Origin of the sequence: Streptomyces sp. CA-210063, assembly GCF_024612015.1 — a bacterium.
Lineage (GTDB): Bacteria > Actinomycetota > Actinomycetes > Streptomycetales > Streptomycetaceae > Streptomyces.
In genome coordinates this window covers 7,008,941-7,023,014 of the sequence record NZ_CP102512.1, presented here as the reverse complement: position 1 = coordinate 7,023,014, position 14,074 = coordinate 7,008,941, and the positions used below count along the sequence as shown (strand labels likewise).

Below are 14,074 nucleotides of genomic sequence, written 5' to 3'. Positions count from 1 at the left end.
CGGTCACCTCTCCTTCTGCAGTACGGACAGGGCGGCGATGAGTTCGGCCTGTGGCTCGGGGTGTACGTCGAGGGCGTCGAGCGGGGCGAGGCGGCGGTCGCGCTCGGTGTCGAGGGCCCGGTCGAGGTACTGGGTGAGCAGCCGCCCCCCGCGGTCGCGCAGCCGGAGCGCGCCGTGCGCCCCGATCCGTTCGGCGAGCCCCTCCCCCGCGGACCGGGCCCGTCGGCCGCCCAGCAGAGCCGTGGCGACCAGGGCGGCCACCACCTCGGTGTCCGGCGCGACGCTCCGGTCGAGGTCGCGCACCTCTTCCTCGGCGTACTCCTCGAGGACGCGCCGCCAGCGTCGTACGGTCATCCCGATCCGGTGTTCGACGCTTTCCCGGGTCGCGTCACGTTCCGTCAGCCCGGCGTCCACGGCGGCCGGTTCGCGGAGCCAGGCCTCGCCGATCCGCTCGTCGGCGGCGCTGACGGCACACAGCAGCAGTGTGCCGAGGCTTTCGACGAGGGCGTCGAGCAGTTCACCCGCGGTGCAGTCGAGCGGATAGCTGCGCCACCGCTTCAGGGCGTCGCCCGCGAGGACGGCCCCCGACTGCAGACTCGCCTTCACGCGCGCGTGCTCGCTGTCGTACGCCGTGTCGACGGCCGCGGTGAGCCGGAGGGCGGCGGAGTACTGCTGGGCCGCCGCGCCGGCCAGCTCGGGCATCCGGGACTTCAGCGAGTCGAGCACGCCCTGCGCGGTGCGTGCCATGGCCTGCTGCCGGGCGGCCGGATCGGTGACCTGCTGGATGAGCCACGTACGCAACGGCGCCACGGCGCTGGCCGGCAGCAGTCCGCCGCCCCAGGCCGACTCGGGCAGTTCGGGCACGGTGAACCGGGGCACGTCGCCGAGCCCGGCCTTGGTCAGCAGCGCCGCGTACTGCCGGGAGACCTCGGACACGACCTGGTGGGGCACCCGGTCGAGCACGGTGACCAGGGTCGCCCGGTTTTCCTTGGCGCTCCGCAGCAGATGCCACGGCACGGCGTCGGCGTAGCGGGCGGCCGTGGTCACCATCACCCAGATGTCCGCGGCGCAGATGAGTTCGGCGGCGAAGACGCGGTTGTCGGCGACCAGGGAGTCGATGTCGGGCGCGTCGAGGAGGGCGAGACCGGGCGGGAGGCTGTCGGTGGTCTCGATGCGCAGGACCCGCTCGCCGTCCTTGCCGCCGTCCCGGCCCGGCGGAAACGAGTCGTCGTCCGCGTCCTGGCCCGGTTCCTGCGGAGGCACCCACGCGCGTGTGAGGTTCGGCAGGACGCGCATGCCGCTGAACCAGTGATGGTCCTCGGGATGACAGACCAGCACGGGCGTCCGGGTCGTCGGCCGGAGGACACCGGCCTCGCTGACCTTCCGCCCCACCAGGGAGTTGACGAGAGTGGATTTGCCGGCTCCGGTCGATCCCCCGACAACGGCCAGCAAGGGCGCTTCGGGTTGCCGCAACCGGGGCACCAAGTAGTCGTCGAGTTGCGCGAGCAGTTCGTCGCGGTTGGCACGCGCGCGCGGGGCCCCTGCCAGGGGCAGCGGAAAGCGCGCGGCGGCGACACGGTCGCGCAGGGCGGAGAGCGCGTCGAGCAGCTGAGGCCGTACGTCCAAGGTCACCACATGCGAAGAATGCCCAATTTTGTGGACATTCTGAAGCATATAAGTTCGCCTGCGCGCCGACAGGACACACGGGACGGAGGGGGCGAGAGGGGCGCAGGCATAACGAGTGCACAACACCCGAGGCGGGAGACGCCAAAAGAGGTGCACGATTCGTACCTGCCTGCGATTATCAGGACCGCTTCACCGAACCTCCACATTGAGCCACGGAGGCGAAGCAACAGGGACAAGGACTCGGGAGCCCTATCCTTGTCCCCGGCAACGTCACGGATCAGCCCACACCCGGGCACCAGGACAGAGGCCACCACAACCGGCCCCCGTAGCTCAGTGGATAGAGCAGGCGCCTTCTAAGCGCTTGGCCGCAGGTTCGAGTCCTGCCGGGGGCGCCTACCCCGCCCTCCCTCGGGAGGGCATTTTCGCTGCTCAGAGCAGGTTCAGCCCTACGCAATAGAACCCTGCCCCCTCTCCGGGTGGCCTCAGGGACATCTTCGCCGCGCACGGCTCCCACCACGTTCGTGGGTGGCCGCGTCGAAATACGCGTCGAAGGCGGGGCCGCGCGTCCAAGCGCCAGACATCGCGTCGCGGGGACCAACCGCACGGCATCACAATTTCGACAGCGGGCGGGGCCCGGCCGGGCGCCGGGAAGCAGACCGGCACGGAGGTGACCGACAGGGGGCCCGCGCTCACGTTCAGCGATCGACGACCGACGGATCGTCACCATGTCGGACGGCTGTCGAGACCGCCGTTCCGGGCGCCCCGCCGATCTGCAGCACCCCGGAGCCTCCACAACATCCGCCGCCCGACGCCCCCGCACCCGTCTCAGCCCCCGCGGCACCCGGCTCGTCGAACAACACCGACCCCCCGCACACCCCGGTCTCCGGCAACGTCAACTCCACGCGTTCGGCGGCCTCGTGGTCGCCGGCGAGGGCGGCGGCGACGGAGCGGGCCTGTTCGTAGCCGGTCAGGGCGAGGAAGGTGGGGGCGCGGCCGTAGCTCTTCATGCCGACGAGGTGAACGTCCGGGTCGGGGTGGGAGAGCTCGCGTACGCCGTGCGGATACACCGTGCGCTGCTCGGCGGAGCCGGCCGCGAGACCTGAACGGCGGGAGCCTGAAGATCGGGAGCCTGAGGGACAAGGCCGTGACGGGCAGGAGCTTAAGCGTCAGGAGCCCGAAAGATGACGGCCACCAGCCCCAACCCGACCACCGCACCGACCAGTTGAGCCCCTACGAACCCGGCGACCGACCCCGGCGCGATCCCCGCGAAGGTGTCGGTGAAGGCCCGGCCCACCGTCACCGCCGGGTTCGCGAACGACGTGGACGACGTGAACCAGTACGCCGCGCCGATGTACGACGCCACCGCCACCGGCGCGAACCGCAGCCGGTCCGTACGGGCGAGCCCGAAGATCAGCAGCACCAGCCCGGCGGTCGCGACCACCTCGGCCAGCAGCAGATGCCCCGCCGACCGCTCATGCGTGGACCACTTCACCAACGGCTCCCCGAACATCGCGTCCGCCAGCACCGCCCCGGCGATCGCCCCGACGATCTGAGCGGGGACGTACGCGGCGGCCTCCCGCCCCGTCACCCCCGCCCCCTCTTCACGTCCGTGGCGCCGCCCGGTCCACCACTCGGCCAGGGTCACGACGGGGTTGAAGTGCGCCCCCGAAACCGGCCCGAGCAGCACGATGAGCACCCCCAGCCCGAAGACGGTGGCGAGGGAATTCGCCAGCAGCTGCACGCCGACGTCCCGCGTCAGCCCCGTGGCTTGCATGCCGGACCCGACGACCACCGTGACCAGAGCCGCCGTACCGACGAACTCGGCGGCGGCACACGCCCCCAACGGCGTACGCCCGGACACGGCGACGACCGGAACGGGTTCAGCGACGACCGGAACGGCTGCGGTGACAACCGGAACGGGTTCAGCGACAACCGGAACGGCTGCCCCCGCGACCGGAACGGTCTCGCCGGCACTCTCCTCGATGGCGACCAACAGGGACTCCTCGATGTCGGCCGGCGACGCCGGTCAGGAACAGGACCGCTTGACGTTGTTCTCGGCGGTGGCGCGCGCGGCCTCCGCCAAGTCGGCGAAGCCACCCGCGAGGGAGGCGAGGACCTCCGGCCTGAGCCGGTAGTACGTCCACCGCCCGCACGGTTCCGTCTCCACGATCCCGGCCTCGCGCAGCACCTTCAGATGGTTGGAGAGGCTCGCCGCCGGGCCCCATCAAGAAGGTCGCCGCTGCCCCCCATCACGGAGACCACCGCTGGGTAAAGTCCCCCTCAGACCCAGCACCCAGCTCCCGAACCACGCGCCCGAGGGCCGGACCGGACGGCCCGTCGGGCCCGACGGGCCGTCCGGAAGGCATCCGCCATGCGACTCCGCTGCGCCGTACTCGACGACTACCAGTCCGTCGCGACCGAGATCGCCGACTGGTCCCCGGTCGTCGACGACGTCGAAGTCGTGAGCCTCGCCGAGCACTTCACGGACGAGGACACCCTCGCGGCGGCCCTCGCCGAGTACGACATCGTCGTCACCCTGCGCGAACGCGTCCCCTTCCCCGCCTCGCTCCTCGCCCGACTCCCCCGTCTGAAGCTCCTGATCGCCTCCGGCATGCGCAACTCGGTGATCGACTACGCGGCGGCCGAGGCACACGGCGTGACGGTCTGCGGCACGGCCAGCTCCTCCACCCCACCGGTCGAGCTGACCTGGGCCCTGCTGCTCGGCCTCGCCCGCGGCCTGGTCACCGAGAACAACGCCCTGCGCGAGGGCGGCCCCTGGCAGAGCACGGTCGGCGCCGATCTGCACGGCGCCCGGCTCGGGCTGCTCGGCCTCGGCAAGATCGGCAGCCGGGTCGCCCGGGTGGGCCTCGCCTTCGGCATGCGGGTGACGGCGTGGAGCCAGAACCTCACGAAGGAGTACGCCGACGAGGTGGGCGTCCATCTGGCCGCCTCCAAGGAGGAGTTGCTCACGGACAGCGACTTCGTCTCCGTCCACCTCGCTCTGAGCGACCGCACCCGCGGCCTCCTCGGCGCCTCCGAACTCGCCCTCCTCAAGCCGACCGCCTACCTGGTCAACACCTCCCGCGCCGCCATCGTCGACCAGGACGCCCTGCTCACCGCCCTGCACGAGGGCCGCCTCGCCGGAGCCGGCGTCGACGTCTTCGACAGCGAGCCCCTCCCCGCCGACCACCCGATGCGCACGGCCCCCCGCCTCCTCGCCACCCCGCACCTCGGCTACGTCTCCCGGGCCAACTACGCCACCTACTACGGCCAGGCGGTCGAGGACATCCGGGCCTACCTGGCCGGTTCCCCGGTACGGCTCCTCAGCTGAGGCGTCACGCCTCACGACCTGACGGCCTCACCCATTCGCACGATCGGGCCGCCAGTAGAACCCGTTGCCCTCGCGCTCCGACTACTCGACGCCCGGCTCGAAGGTGCGCTCGGCGATGTGCCACCCGCCCCCGGGGCGGTCGTCCGGCACGCTTCCTCGACTCCCCCGATGACCGGCTCCTCCCGTACGCGCGCCCTGAAGTGCCCGTACGCGACACTCAGCCGGCGTCGGCCGCCGAGACGACGGATCAGTTGGTCGGTGGCCATGGTCCGCAGACTGACCACCGCGCTCTCGTAGGCGAACGGCGTGTCACCACGGGGCCGTGCCCCCGTCCGGATAATCACGAAGCCCGCACAACGGAACCCACCATTCAAAATGGGTGATTCCAGGATGAACACCGTGACCCCTGTTACGCGGGCGCGTTGAAGGAGCGTCCGGTCGCGTTCGTGCGGCCGAGTTCATCGATTCAAAGGAGAACGTGATGTCTCGCATGGTGAAGGTGGCCACCGTCGCTCTGGGTACGTCCGCCATGGTCCTCGGCGGGGCCGGACTGGCCTCGGCCGACACGGACGCCCGCGCCGCGGCCATCGGCTCCCCCGGTTTCCTGTCGGGCAACGTCGTCCAGGTCCCCATTCACGTGCCGATCAACGTCTGCGGGAACACCGTGAACATCGTCGGCTTGCTGAACCCCGCCTTCGGTAACACGTGCATCAACGACGACCACGAGGAAAAGAAGGACGACAAGAAGGACGACGGCAAGAACAAGAAGGACGACGGTAAGGGCAAGAAGGACGACGGCAAGGGCAAGAAGGGGCACAAGAAGAGCCACAGCCACGGCCACTGACCCCGGTCAGCGCCGACAAGCAGGCAACACACGGCTGAGCCCCCGACGGTGTCGATCGCCGAGGGCTCAGCCGTTCTCGTGCGACTGACGTGCAACGGTAGATCCCGCCGACGTCCTCCATCTGTTGGCGCCCTGACGGAAGCATCGCCGATCAAGTGGCCGCCCTACGATGCACCCGGTGAGTGCGCGTGGAGGGGCTGCCACTCCCCGCGCCCCAACCTTCCACCTGCTGTGGAAGCTCTCGCGGAAGGTCGAGTTCCAGGGCGCGGAGACGTGGGCGGGGTCGTCAGCGCCACGTCCGTTCGCGTCACCTGGTGGTCCACGCGCCGCCCATTGCCGCCGAGCAGGTCCGGGTCAGGGCACGCGGCTGACAGCGAACGGTCCCGGGTCCAGTGCCAGTACGGCACGCTCAATGAGGGGTTCACGCGCCGCAGCCCCAGCAGGAACTCACGCTGCCAGGGCAGGCAGGAGGGCGCCATGTGCCGCCGCTCCGCTCACATCAGCGCCATGCCGTCCTTACGCGTCTACGTCACGGCCGCTCCCCTTTGACCCGCCGCCACCCCCGACGTGCCCGTCCACATGGCTTTCCGGACCGAGTGCCACCCGTGCCGCGTCAGGTGCAGCGGCCGCCCAGCCACACTGACGTGCCACCGCAGGCTCGACCGCCAGTTACGCGTCAGCGACGGCACGGCGGATCCGATGGCCGAGGTGATCTCGTCGAACGCGACTTCCTCGGCAAGCGCCGACCGCCTGAGCCGTGGGCAGGCGACGACCGGTGTGACAGCCAGGGCGACGGCCCAAGCCGGCAGCCCGCGTACGACATGTCGGCGCCCGCGTACGGAAACCACCGACCACCGGCCCGGCACGTCCCAGGGTGCACCGAAGGCCCGGGATCGGCCGGACACCCCGACCTTCCCGGGCCCACCGAACCCTCAGCTCCCCGAACGTGGCTCTATAGCTGACCGAGCCCCATGTCGACGGTCGGGGCCGTGCGCAGCAGCGGCGTACGCACGGCCGCCTGCGGCTTCTGGAGCGTCGGGAGGCTGGAGGCCTCGGGGTCGGGCGCGGTCAACGGGGCGTCCAAAGACAGGCCGGGCGTCAGCGTCTTCAGGTCGGCCGCGGGCGCGCTGAGTGTGGCGCGCTCGAAACCCTTGCCGACCACTCGCGGCAACGGGCTCTCGGCCGACAGACCGGGCAGGGGAGCCTCGAGCGGCACCTGCGGCAGGGTGTTCTCCGGGATCAGCCGTCCTTCGACGTAATGGGGCCCCTCCGGCCGACCCTGCGTGGGCAGCGGCACTTCCCCGCCGATCTTGGGCAGTTTCATGTTGTGGGACTTCTCCACACCTTCCAGGGGTACAAGGACGGGAACCGATTCTGCCGCGACGGCGGGGGCCGCGGCACCAGCACCCAACGCGGCCACCACACCCGTGACGACGGCAGCAAGGGTTCCTCGTGGGCTCGACTTCATCTCGGCACAGTCCCTTTCAAGGCTCGGGATTCGGGTTCGAAATCTCACTGTCCGTACCGGATAACGAGGCCGGGTTCAATGTCAGTCGTTATCCAGGCGATATTCCCCCGACCGACCCATTAGTCGTCCGTACCGTATTCCTGCTCATCTCACTGGCGTGCCCCGAAACGGGGGACCTTACGGGGCCCGATACCCACGACGTCCAGCGCGAAGGACCCGGCACACCACGTGTGCCGGGCCCTTGTTCTGTGCGCATCAGGGGCAGATGGTGAGTACCCCGACCTCGACGACAGGCACGTTCAGGGGGGAGAGCAGACGACATCGGGGGTGCCTCCCGGGCCGGAGGCGTCGCCTCCGGCAGATGGCTCAGGCCGTCCCTGGTGGGGGTTCGGGCCGTCGGCCCTGGTGCTGGTGGGGGCGGGGGTGGCGCCTTCGGTCGTGGTCGGCGCTCTGTGCCTGCGGTCGGATGGTCCGGATACGGTGTGGGCTTCGCCAGTCGTCCTGCTGAGGTTGCGCAGGGAGCCGTGGACGTGGCCGGTGGGCCCGGAGGGCCGCTCACTGCGTGCGGGGGGCCGCACCTCGGCGGGTGGTGTTTCTGGCGGGACTGTCGGCTGTGCTCGGGTGGCGTCGTGGAGGGCCGCCCGGTCCATGGACCGCCCTGCCGCGGGGTGGGTCAGGGTCCACAGCACGTAGGCCAGGGCGAGCGCGGCGACGGTGGCGAGAGCCCCCCACAGCACCAGCGAAAGGGTGCCGTGCCCGTGGCTTCGGTGGCTCCGCCGGCTTTGGGACCGGGCCGTGTGCTTGCCGTAGCGCTTACGGAGCAGCTGGACCACCAGATTGACCAGTTGCCAGAGGATGAGCAGGATGCCGACCAGCGGCAGCAGAAGGAAGAAGATCTGCACGCAGGCCGCCGTGATGCTCAGCACGGGTGTGGTGCTGACAGTGGCGCTGGTGATGAGCATGGTGGCGGTGGACCATGCCGTGGTCGCCATCTGGGGCAGGTGGAAGAGAATGATGCCGAGTTGCAGGACGAGGACGGGCAGCACCGTGAGCACCCAGATCGTGACAACGACCTGGGGCCACCGCTTGAGGGCCTGGAGCCGTTCATCCGCTGGGCGTCGCAGGATGGTCCGTCGCAGGATGGGCCCGATGTACTTGAACAGATCCGGGATACCGACCAGGTCGGAGATGATGTAGTAGCCGTCGAACCGGAGGGTCGGCAGAAGCTGCTGGACCATTTCCAAGTTGACGAGCAGGATCGCCGCCAGCAGTACCGGGGACGGACTGTGGATGTACAACGCGGTCAAGCCGAGGACGAACAGGCTGTTGAAGTAGACGCCGCCCAGGTCGGTGCGCAGTCTTCCGCCGCGGCCCAGTCGGTAGGAACTGGTGACGTCGGTGTAGAAGGCCGGCCACACCAGGTAGAGCCCACACCCCATGGCCCCGGGGCGCACCTTGCCGTATCGGCAGGCCGCGGCGTGGCCGACTTCGTGGAAGGCGGCGGAGGCCAGAGTCAGTCCCAGCATGACGAGAATGCCGCCGGGGTCGGACATCACCTGGGCCATGGCCAGGCCCGCGTTCTCGGTGGAGAACAGCCAGATCTCGGTGGCCAGGAACGTCGACACGGCCATGAGTACGAGGAGGGGCTGGAACAGCCAGGCGAAGAGCCCCGCGATGACCCAGGAAACGCTTTCGGAGACCAGTGCGGCGCGGTAGCGCAAGCCGAGGAACTGGTGCTGGGCCTTGGCGAAGTCGGCAAGGGTGCCGTCGCTTCGGGTGGTGATCCCCAGCGGTGCCAGTTTGTTGTCGAGCACGAAAGCCACGTGGTCGGCGGTGAACGTACGGCCCGTGGTCCGGGTGAGTTCCCGCGCCACGCGGTCGAGGAGGTGCGGGCCGCCCCCGGATTTCGTCGCCCTGCCCTGGTGCCGCTCCAGGCTCTTGGCTGTCTCGTAGAGCAGGTCGGGCAAGTGGATGACCTGCCCGTCGAAGCGGTGCACCAGGTGGGGTGGGTGGCGGTATCCGGAACCGGCGAACTCGCCCAGCAGCTCGGTTCCCTCGGTGAGCATCGGGCCCGCCCCGGCGGGGACGGGCGACTCCTCGTGGACCGACGTGGGTGTTTGCGTACTGATGGCGATCTCCCAAAGAGATAGTTCTCCCGCCGGGGCTTTGCGGCGGCCGGACCCGGGTGTCTTCCGCCGCCTGCGACGGGGCGGTCTCGAGCCGCCGACCGCGGTCCCGGCCGCGATGGCCTTTCCGGTGCACCGGTACTTCCGTCATGTGAACGCAGCCGGCTGCGGAGGGGGTACGTCTCAGCGGGCGATGACCGCAGCCGGAATGCACGTCATGCTGCTGCTGGCCGGGGTGCCCAGGCCCAGCGCGGCGAGCAGGCCCCCCGAGCCCTGGGTCTGCTGGGCCTGACAGGCCTAGGCGACCGTGGCTCCGCCGCCCTTGCCGTCACCGCCTGCGGGGAAGTTATATGTGTTATGAGTACTGTTATCGATAATTACGATGGAGAGCAGCATCTTTCCGGGGAGCAGCTCGCCGGAGAGGGCGTCGAGTTCCTCATGACCGATGCCAGAAATGACTTTCCTTCCTCATGCCAAAAAGCGGTGCATGGCGCCTTCAAGCAGGCACCAGCACCGCTTCTGGCGTCGAAAGCACACGCTTCGACAAGCGTGTGCCGGTGGACGGCCAGCGGCCGGGGACAGAGTGCCCCGGCCGCTGGCGTTTTTATCAGAACGCGACCGCGTTACCCGGCGCGCAGGTGATGCTGGACTGCGCGGGGGTCCCAGCGATGTTCAGCCCGAGCAGGCCCGGGTTGGTGTCGACGTGGTGCGACACGCAGGCGTTCGTCACGATGGCGCCGTCGTTGCCGCCGCCGGGGGCGAAGGTGGACAGGACCGAGCGCTCCGGGAGCATCTCGCCGGTCAGACCGTCCAGCTCTTCGAAAGTGATCTTCGACACGGAATTCGTTCCTTTCGAACTTCCACTGAGGCAACGCGGTTACGAAGCCCTGAGAAGAATGCAACACCAGGAGCAACGAACATCCCGCAACGACGGCCCGGTCATTCACTCGCATGGCCCGAAGTTACGGCAGACGAGGGAATAGGGCCCAGCTGAGCGGGAATGCGTGACGCTTCTCGTCGTCTACGATAAACCCCGTGCGGGCAGGGGATCGGGCGCCCGGGCCCCGGTTATTGCGGGGCGGGCGGACGTGAGGGCGAGCCACCGCGCATTGCGAACGCCAGGGATCGCCCGGCCGCCGGCCGATCGACCCGGCGCGCCGCAGCCGACGTGCTCTCTCCGACGTGCCAGTCGCTGAGCTTGGCCGGTGTCGTCGGGCGGCGGCGTGGTGATGCGTGCCCTGAGCGCGGAACGAGTGCCTCGGACGCCAGGGCGTGCGCTGGTTGCGGCCGAGGGGGTGCGGGTGGACGCTGAGCCCTCCGGTCTCAATCGGTCGCGTCGGAGGTGGGCTGTGCCAAGTGGCGTGGTGAAGTGGTTCGATCCCGGCCGGGGCCTGGGCGTCATCGCCCAGGAGGGCGGGGAACCTGATGCGGTCGCCTGCCGCTCAGCGGTTCACGACTGTTCGGATCGCACGTTGGTCGAAGGCGATCGGGTCTGCTTCGACGTCACTCAGGACTCCGCGGGCATCAGGGCCGACAACGTCCACCGTCCGGCCTGTGAGCTGCATTGTCCGCCGGCCGAGGGATCGGCAGGCCACACCGTCGCGGGTCTGTCGTCGGCACCGGACGGCGCGCCCAGGCGGGTGTTCAGTTCGTCCAGAAGTCCCACCAGCGCGTCAGGATCAGCATGCCGATGACGCCTGTGTGCACCACCGCGAGGACCCAGGTGAATTCCCCGAGGAATCCACGCAACCAGCCGGGCGCGGGCAGGAATTGGCGCCGCACGGTGAACGACGTCACGTACCAGAACATGACGAGCGTGGCGACCCACGCCAGACAGCACCACAGGCACAGGGCGTTGATCCGGTACAGGGACTGGAACTGCAGCCAGGTGCAGAAGCCGACGCCGAAGACAGTGCCGACGTTGAAGGTGAGCCAGTACCAGCGCGGAAACCTCGCCCCGGCCAGCAGGCTCACGCCGACGCAGATGACGATGCCGTACGCCACCAGGCCCAGCATCGGGTTGGGGAACCCGAAGGCCGAAGCCTGGTCGCTCTCCATGATGTTGCCGCAGGAGACGACCGGGTTGAGGCTGCACCCGGGGGTGAAGTCGGGGTCCTCCAACAGCTTGAACTTGTCGATCGTGATGACCCAGGAGGCCAGCAGCCCGGCCGCGCCCGTGATCACCAACAGCAGGGCGAACCCTCGGTGGCCGCCGGCCGTCCGCTCGGACCGCTCGGAGGCTGTCGTCCGCCCTGCCGGCAACGCCGCGGCCGCCATCAGGCGCGCAGGCCGCGGGTCGGCAGGAGAACGTGCGCCGCACGGGTCAGCGTCTCCGTGTCGCCCGTGAACGCGGCCGGCGCCTCGGGCTCGACGGTGACGGTGACGGTGGCCGAGGGCGCCTCCGGGCGGTTCTCGCCGTCACCCGGGATGGGGCCGCGAAGGTGGGGCATGGCGTCGGCGGGGGCTTCGCCGCTCCAGGCCATGACGACGACCGTGCCGAGGTCGCCGCGGCGCAAAGGGAGCGTTTCAGTAGGGATTGAGGTCACCGCGGGATCCTATGCGCGCCCTCCGGACGAATCCCGCCACGTTTTCACCCGTCCGGCGATTTCCAGGAACGACCACACGAACGAGGAATGCGCGTCGAACGCCGGTGCGGGTACGGCCTGTTGGCAACGCGGAGGGCCGACTCCGCGCCGGTGCGGAATCGGCCCTGACTTTTGGTGCGCGCGGAACTCGCGAAAGAGATCAGCGCTTGAGGGGAAGCCCGCCGAGGAGCCGGGTGGGGCTGCCGTCGGAGTTGAGGGCCGTCGTCGCGCCCTTGACGGTGTTGAGCACGGAGTCCTTGTTCTCGGTGTCGAGCGAGTTCGACTGCTGCCGCATGGGGACGACGTCGAGGGAACTCTTGGTGATGGTGTTCATGGCGCCAGTGAGGTTGGGGGGCGCGAGGTCCGCTGCGCTGTGGGCATGGGCCGGCACGGCAGCACCGGCGATGGCCATGGACCCGGCAACAACGGCGGCGGCCTTCAGCGACTTCATCGTGTTCCTTTCTTCGGCAACTCATGTCATCAGGGGAATTCTCACTGCGCAGGCAGGGGAATACCTGGCCTCTCCCTGCCTGCCCAACGAGACCCGGCCTCCTCGGTAACCCCATGGGGGTGCAAATTCCGCGACTCACTCGAATGAACGGCGTGTCGCATTCTCATATAAGTCGGTACGGATAAGTCGGTGGGCACGAAATGCCGTCGGGCCGACCATGAGGTCTCCCCTGCTCGAGCGGAGCTTGGGAAGGCCGGCCCGACGGCGGGGTGGTGCCTGCTTCGCCTCAGGCACCGTTCCCCGGTCCCGAGAGGGTGATCTGCGACCGTCAGGACCGCCGCAGATCACCGGTCGGCGCGTTCAGCGGGGGCAGACCGGGCAGGTTCGCCTTCGGCAGGCCGCCGCCGACCAAGCTGGCCGTCATCACGTTGACCATGCCGGTCAGCACGCTCCTCGCCGCAGGCGCCACCCGTGCGCGGTCGTCGGAGGTGGCCGCCTTGAGCAGGGCGTCGACCTTCTTCTGGAGGTCGGCCAGGGCGTCGCGCTTGAGGTCGATCGGGCGCGTGGGCCTGTCATACGCGATGCTTCCGCCCTGTACGGGCGACGAGGGTGCGGCTGGAAGCAGCGGCAGCGTCGATGCCGTGGACTCGGCCGGCGTGATCGGTGCCGTGGGCTTGTTGGGCGCCGCGGAAGGAGCGGGCGCCGACGGCTTGGTGGACGTGGCCGGCTGGGCCGCCGGGGAGGTGCCGGTGAGCTTGGCGAGCGACTTCTTGACGTCGCCGCCGAGTCGGGCCGCCTGCTTGTCGGAGAGTTGGCCGTTGTTCGCCTTGAGCACGGAGTCGAGCAGAGCGGTGACCGGCTTCAGGACGCCGGCGAGGTCATCCAACGACTTGACCTGCGTCATGAGCGCATCCGCGGCGGGTACGGGTGCCGTCGCCCGGGTGCGGTCACGGCTCGAGTCTCCGTCGACCGCCAGCGCGGCGGAGGCGGTGATCCCGAGCACGAGCGTGGCGCAGAGGGCGGAGGACGCGAGGCGTCGGGCGGGCAGAGCACGCATGGGTGTTTCCCTTCGATCGGTGCGGCAGATCTTGCATTCACCGTTAAATCAGCCATCACCATCTGCAACCGGTCGGTCTCCTTCTGTAGCGGCCTGCGGCCCCAATCGCTGCCGTCGCCGCAGGTGAGCCGCCGCAAGGAGAGTGACGCGCCCTTCGCTCCATTCGGGGCACAGCAGACCGGCCGCCCTCCCATCAGGGAGGACGGCCGGGGAACGGTGCGCGACTACGTCAACGGTTGAGGCACGTGTTGCCGAACGCGGGGTTCAGCACACCGACGAGGACGTTGACGGTGTTCCCGCAGAGGTTGATCGGGATGTGGGCCGGGACCTGGACGACATTGCCCGACAGCACACCGGGTGAGTGGGCGGCGACGCCCTTCGCCTCGCTGTCGGCAACGGCGACGCCGGCGGTGCCCACCACAGCGGTGGCGGCGGCGACGGAGGTCAGGGCCAGGCCCTTCGCGATACGCGGCATGGAGAAGTGCTCCTTGGTAGTGACGCCATACATCCGGGCGGTGCGCCCGACACTCGATCAACGCATGGCACACAAGGGGGGTTGTGCGGCCGAAAGAGTGATCCGCGAAAC

The 14,074-nt window shown here is 69.4% G+C and carries 14 protein-coding genes, 1 tRNA gene and 2 pseudogenes; 4 read left to right on the top strand and 13 right to left on the bottom strand.

Annotated features, from left to right (window positions below; all coding sequences use genetic code 11):
• Positions 1–3: 3 nt before the first annotated feature.
• On the bottom strand, positions 4–1,674 hold the full coding sequence (locus JIX56_RS30735; protein WP_257545263.1) for a dynamin family protein: 1,671 nt from the start codon (positions 1,672–1,674) through the stop codon (positions 4–6).
• A 271-nt stretch (positions 1,675–1,945) separates the two neighbouring features.
• On the opposite strand from JIX56_RS30735, the gene JIX56_RS30730 reads away from it, so the two are divergent.
• Positions 1,946–2,018 (top strand) — tRNA-Arg (locus JIX56_RS30730).
• 303 nt (positions 2,019–2,321) lie between these two features.
• On the opposite strand, the pseudogene JIX56_RS30725 reads toward JIX56_RS30730, so the two are convergent.
• The 3 genes and pseudogenes from JIX56_RS30725 to JIX56_RS30715 form a co-directional block, all read right to left on the bottom strand.
• Positions 2,322–2,696, bottom strand: a pseudogene (locus JIX56_RS30725) (hypothetical protein); the annotation flags it as partial.
• A gap of 89 nt (positions 2,697–2,785) precedes the next feature.
• Positions 2,786–3,619, bottom strand: a complete 834-nt coding sequence (locus tag JIX56_RS30720) for an aquaporin (RefSeq protein ID WP_443031913.1) — start codon at positions 3,617–3,619, stop codon at positions 2,786–2,788.
• A gap of 33 nt (positions 3,620–3,652) precedes the next feature.
• Positions 3,653–3,835: pseudogene (locus JIX56_RS30715) on the bottom strand (ArsR/SmtB family transcription factor); the annotation flags it as partial.
• 162 nt (positions 3,836–3,997) lie between these two features.
• Between JIX56_RS30715 and JIX56_RS30710 the strand changes: the two are divergent.
• Both JIX56_RS30710 and JIX56_RS30705 read left to right on the top strand, forming a co-directional pair.
• The gene (locus JIX56_RS30710) at positions 3,998–4,957 is read left to right on the top strand and encodes a D-2-hydroxyacid dehydrogenase family protein (protein ID WP_257545261.1); all 960 of its coding nucleotides are present in this window, start codon (positions 3,998–4,000) and stop codon (positions 4,955–4,957) included.
• A 481-nt stretch (positions 4,958–5,438) separates the two neighbouring features.
• Positions 5,439–5,801: a chaplin gene (locus JIX56_RS30705; RefSeq protein ID WP_306819892.1), complete on the top strand. Its 363-nt coding sequence runs from the start codon at positions 5,439–5,441 to the stop codon at positions 5,799–5,801.
• A gap of 164 nt (positions 5,802–5,965) precedes the next feature.
• On the opposite strand, the gene JIX56_RS47850 is transcribed toward JIX56_RS30705, so the two are convergent.
• The 4 genes from JIX56_RS47850 to JIX56_RS30685 all read right to left on the bottom strand — a co-directional run bounded on the left by JIX56_RS47850 (position 5,966) and on the right by JIX56_RS30685 (position 10,233).
• Positions 5,966–6,280, bottom strand: a complete 315-nt coding sequence (locus tag JIX56_RS47850) for a tyrosinase family protein (RefSeq protein ID WP_331596164.1) — start codon at positions 6,278–6,280, stop codon at positions 5,966–5,968.
• 473 nt (positions 6,281–6,753) lie between these two features.
• On the bottom strand, positions 6,754–7,269 hold the full coding sequence (locus JIX56_RS30695) for a hypothetical protein (RefSeq protein WP_257545259.1): 516 nt from the start codon (positions 7,267–7,269) through the stop codon (positions 6,754–6,756).
• A gap of 299 nt (positions 7,270–7,568) precedes the next feature.
• Positions 7,569–9,335, bottom strand: a complete 1,767-nt coding sequence (locus tag JIX56_RS30690) for a hypothetical protein (protein ID WP_257545257.1) — start codon at positions 9,333–9,335, stop codon at positions 7,569–7,571.
• A gap of 667 nt (positions 9,336–10,002) precedes the next feature.
• Positions 10,003–10,233, bottom strand: a complete 231-nt coding sequence (locus JIX56_RS30685) for a hypothetical protein (protein ID WP_257545255.1) — start codon at positions 10,231–10,233, stop codon at positions 10,003–10,005.
• A 391-nt stretch (positions 10,234–10,624) separates the two neighbouring features.
• Here JIX56_RS30685 and JIX56_RS30680 point away from each other — a divergent pair, with 391 nt between their 5' ends.
• Complete coding sequence (locus tag JIX56_RS30680; RefSeq protein ID WP_257551223.1) at positions 10,625–11,089, top strand: cold-shock protein; 465 nt, start codon at positions 10,625–10,627, stop codon at positions 11,087–11,089.
• On the opposite strand, the gene JIX56_RS30675 is transcribed toward JIX56_RS30680, so the two are convergent.
• The 5 genes from JIX56_RS30675 to JIX56_RS30655 form a co-directional block, all read right to left on the bottom strand.
• A complete protein-coding gene (locus JIX56_RS30675; RefSeq protein ID WP_443031912.1) occupies positions 11,040–11,672 on the bottom strand; it encodes a vitamin K epoxide reductase family protein in 633 nt (210 codons plus the stop codon). The genes JIX56_RS30680 and JIX56_RS30675 overlap by 50 nt on opposite strands.
• Positions 11,672–11,941, bottom strand: coding sequence for a DUF5949 family protein (locus JIX56_RS30670; RefSeq protein WP_257545253.1), 270 nt, complete (start codon positions 11,939–11,941; stop codon positions 11,672–11,674). The genes JIX56_RS30675 and JIX56_RS30670 overlap by 1 nt, the downstream gene beginning before the upstream one ends.
• Before the next feature lie 199 nt (positions 11,942–12,140).
• Complete coding sequence (locus JIX56_RS30665) at positions 12,141–12,431, bottom strand: hypothetical protein (protein WP_257545252.1); 291 nt, start codon at positions 12,429–12,431, stop codon at positions 12,141–12,143.
• 328 nt (positions 12,432–12,759) lie between these two features.
• Complete coding sequence (locus JIX56_RS30660; protein WP_257545251.1) at positions 12,760–13,488, bottom strand: hypothetical protein; 729 nt, start codon at positions 13,486–13,488, stop codon at positions 12,760–12,762.
• A 229-nt stretch (positions 13,489–13,717) separates the two neighbouring features.
• Positions 13,718–13,963, bottom strand: coding sequence for a chaplin (locus JIX56_RS30655; RefSeq protein WP_257545250.1), 246 nt, complete (start codon positions 13,961–13,963; stop codon positions 13,718–13,720).
• Between the last annotated feature and the right edge of the window lie 111 nt (positions 13,964–14,074).

Coding starts and splice junctions, on each gene's coding strand:
- JIX56_RS30735 (WP_257545263.1), bottom strand. CDS start 1,674: ATGCTTCAGAATGTCCACAAAATTGGGCATTCTTCGCATGTGGTGACC.
- JIX56_RS30710 (WP_257545261.1), top strand. CDS start 3,998: ATGCGACTCCGCTGCGCCGTACTCGACGACTACCAGTCCGTCGCGACC.
- JIX56_RS30705 (WP_306819892.1), top strand. CDS start 5,439: ATGTCTCGCATGGTGAAGGTGGCCACCGTCGCTCTGGGTACGTCCGCC.
- JIX56_RS47850 (WP_331596164.1), bottom strand. CDS start 6,280: ATGGCGCCCTCCTGCCTGCCCTGGCAGCGTGAGTTCCTGCTGGGGCTG.
- JIX56_RS30695 (WP_257545259.1), bottom strand. CDS start 7,269: ATGAAGTCGAGCCCACGAGGAACCCTTGCTGCCGTCGTCACGGGTGTG.
- JIX56_RS30690 (WP_257545257.1), bottom strand. CDS start 9,335: ATGCTCACCGAGGGAACCGAGCTGCTGGGCGAGTTCGCCGGTTCCGGA.
- JIX56_RS30680 (WP_257551223.1), top strand. CDS start 10,625: ATGCGTGCCCTGAGCGCGGAACGAGTGCCTCGGACGCCAGGGCGTGCG.
- JIX56_RS30675 (WP_443031912.1), bottom strand. CDS start 11,672: ATGGCGGCCGCGGCGTTGCCGGCAGGGCGGACGACAGCCTCCGAGCGG.
- JIX56_RS30665 (WP_257545252.1), bottom strand. CDS start 12,431: ATGAAGTCGCTGAAGGCCGCCGCCGTTGTTGCCGGGTCCATGGCCATC.
- JIX56_RS30660 (WP_257545251.1), bottom strand. CDS start 13,488: ATGCGTGCTCTGCCCGCCCGACGCCTCGCGTCCTCCGCCCTCTGCGCC.
- JIX56_RS30655 (WP_257545250.1), bottom strand. CDS start 13,963: ATGCCGCGTATCGCGAAGGGCCTGGCCCTGACCTCCGTCGCCGCCGCC.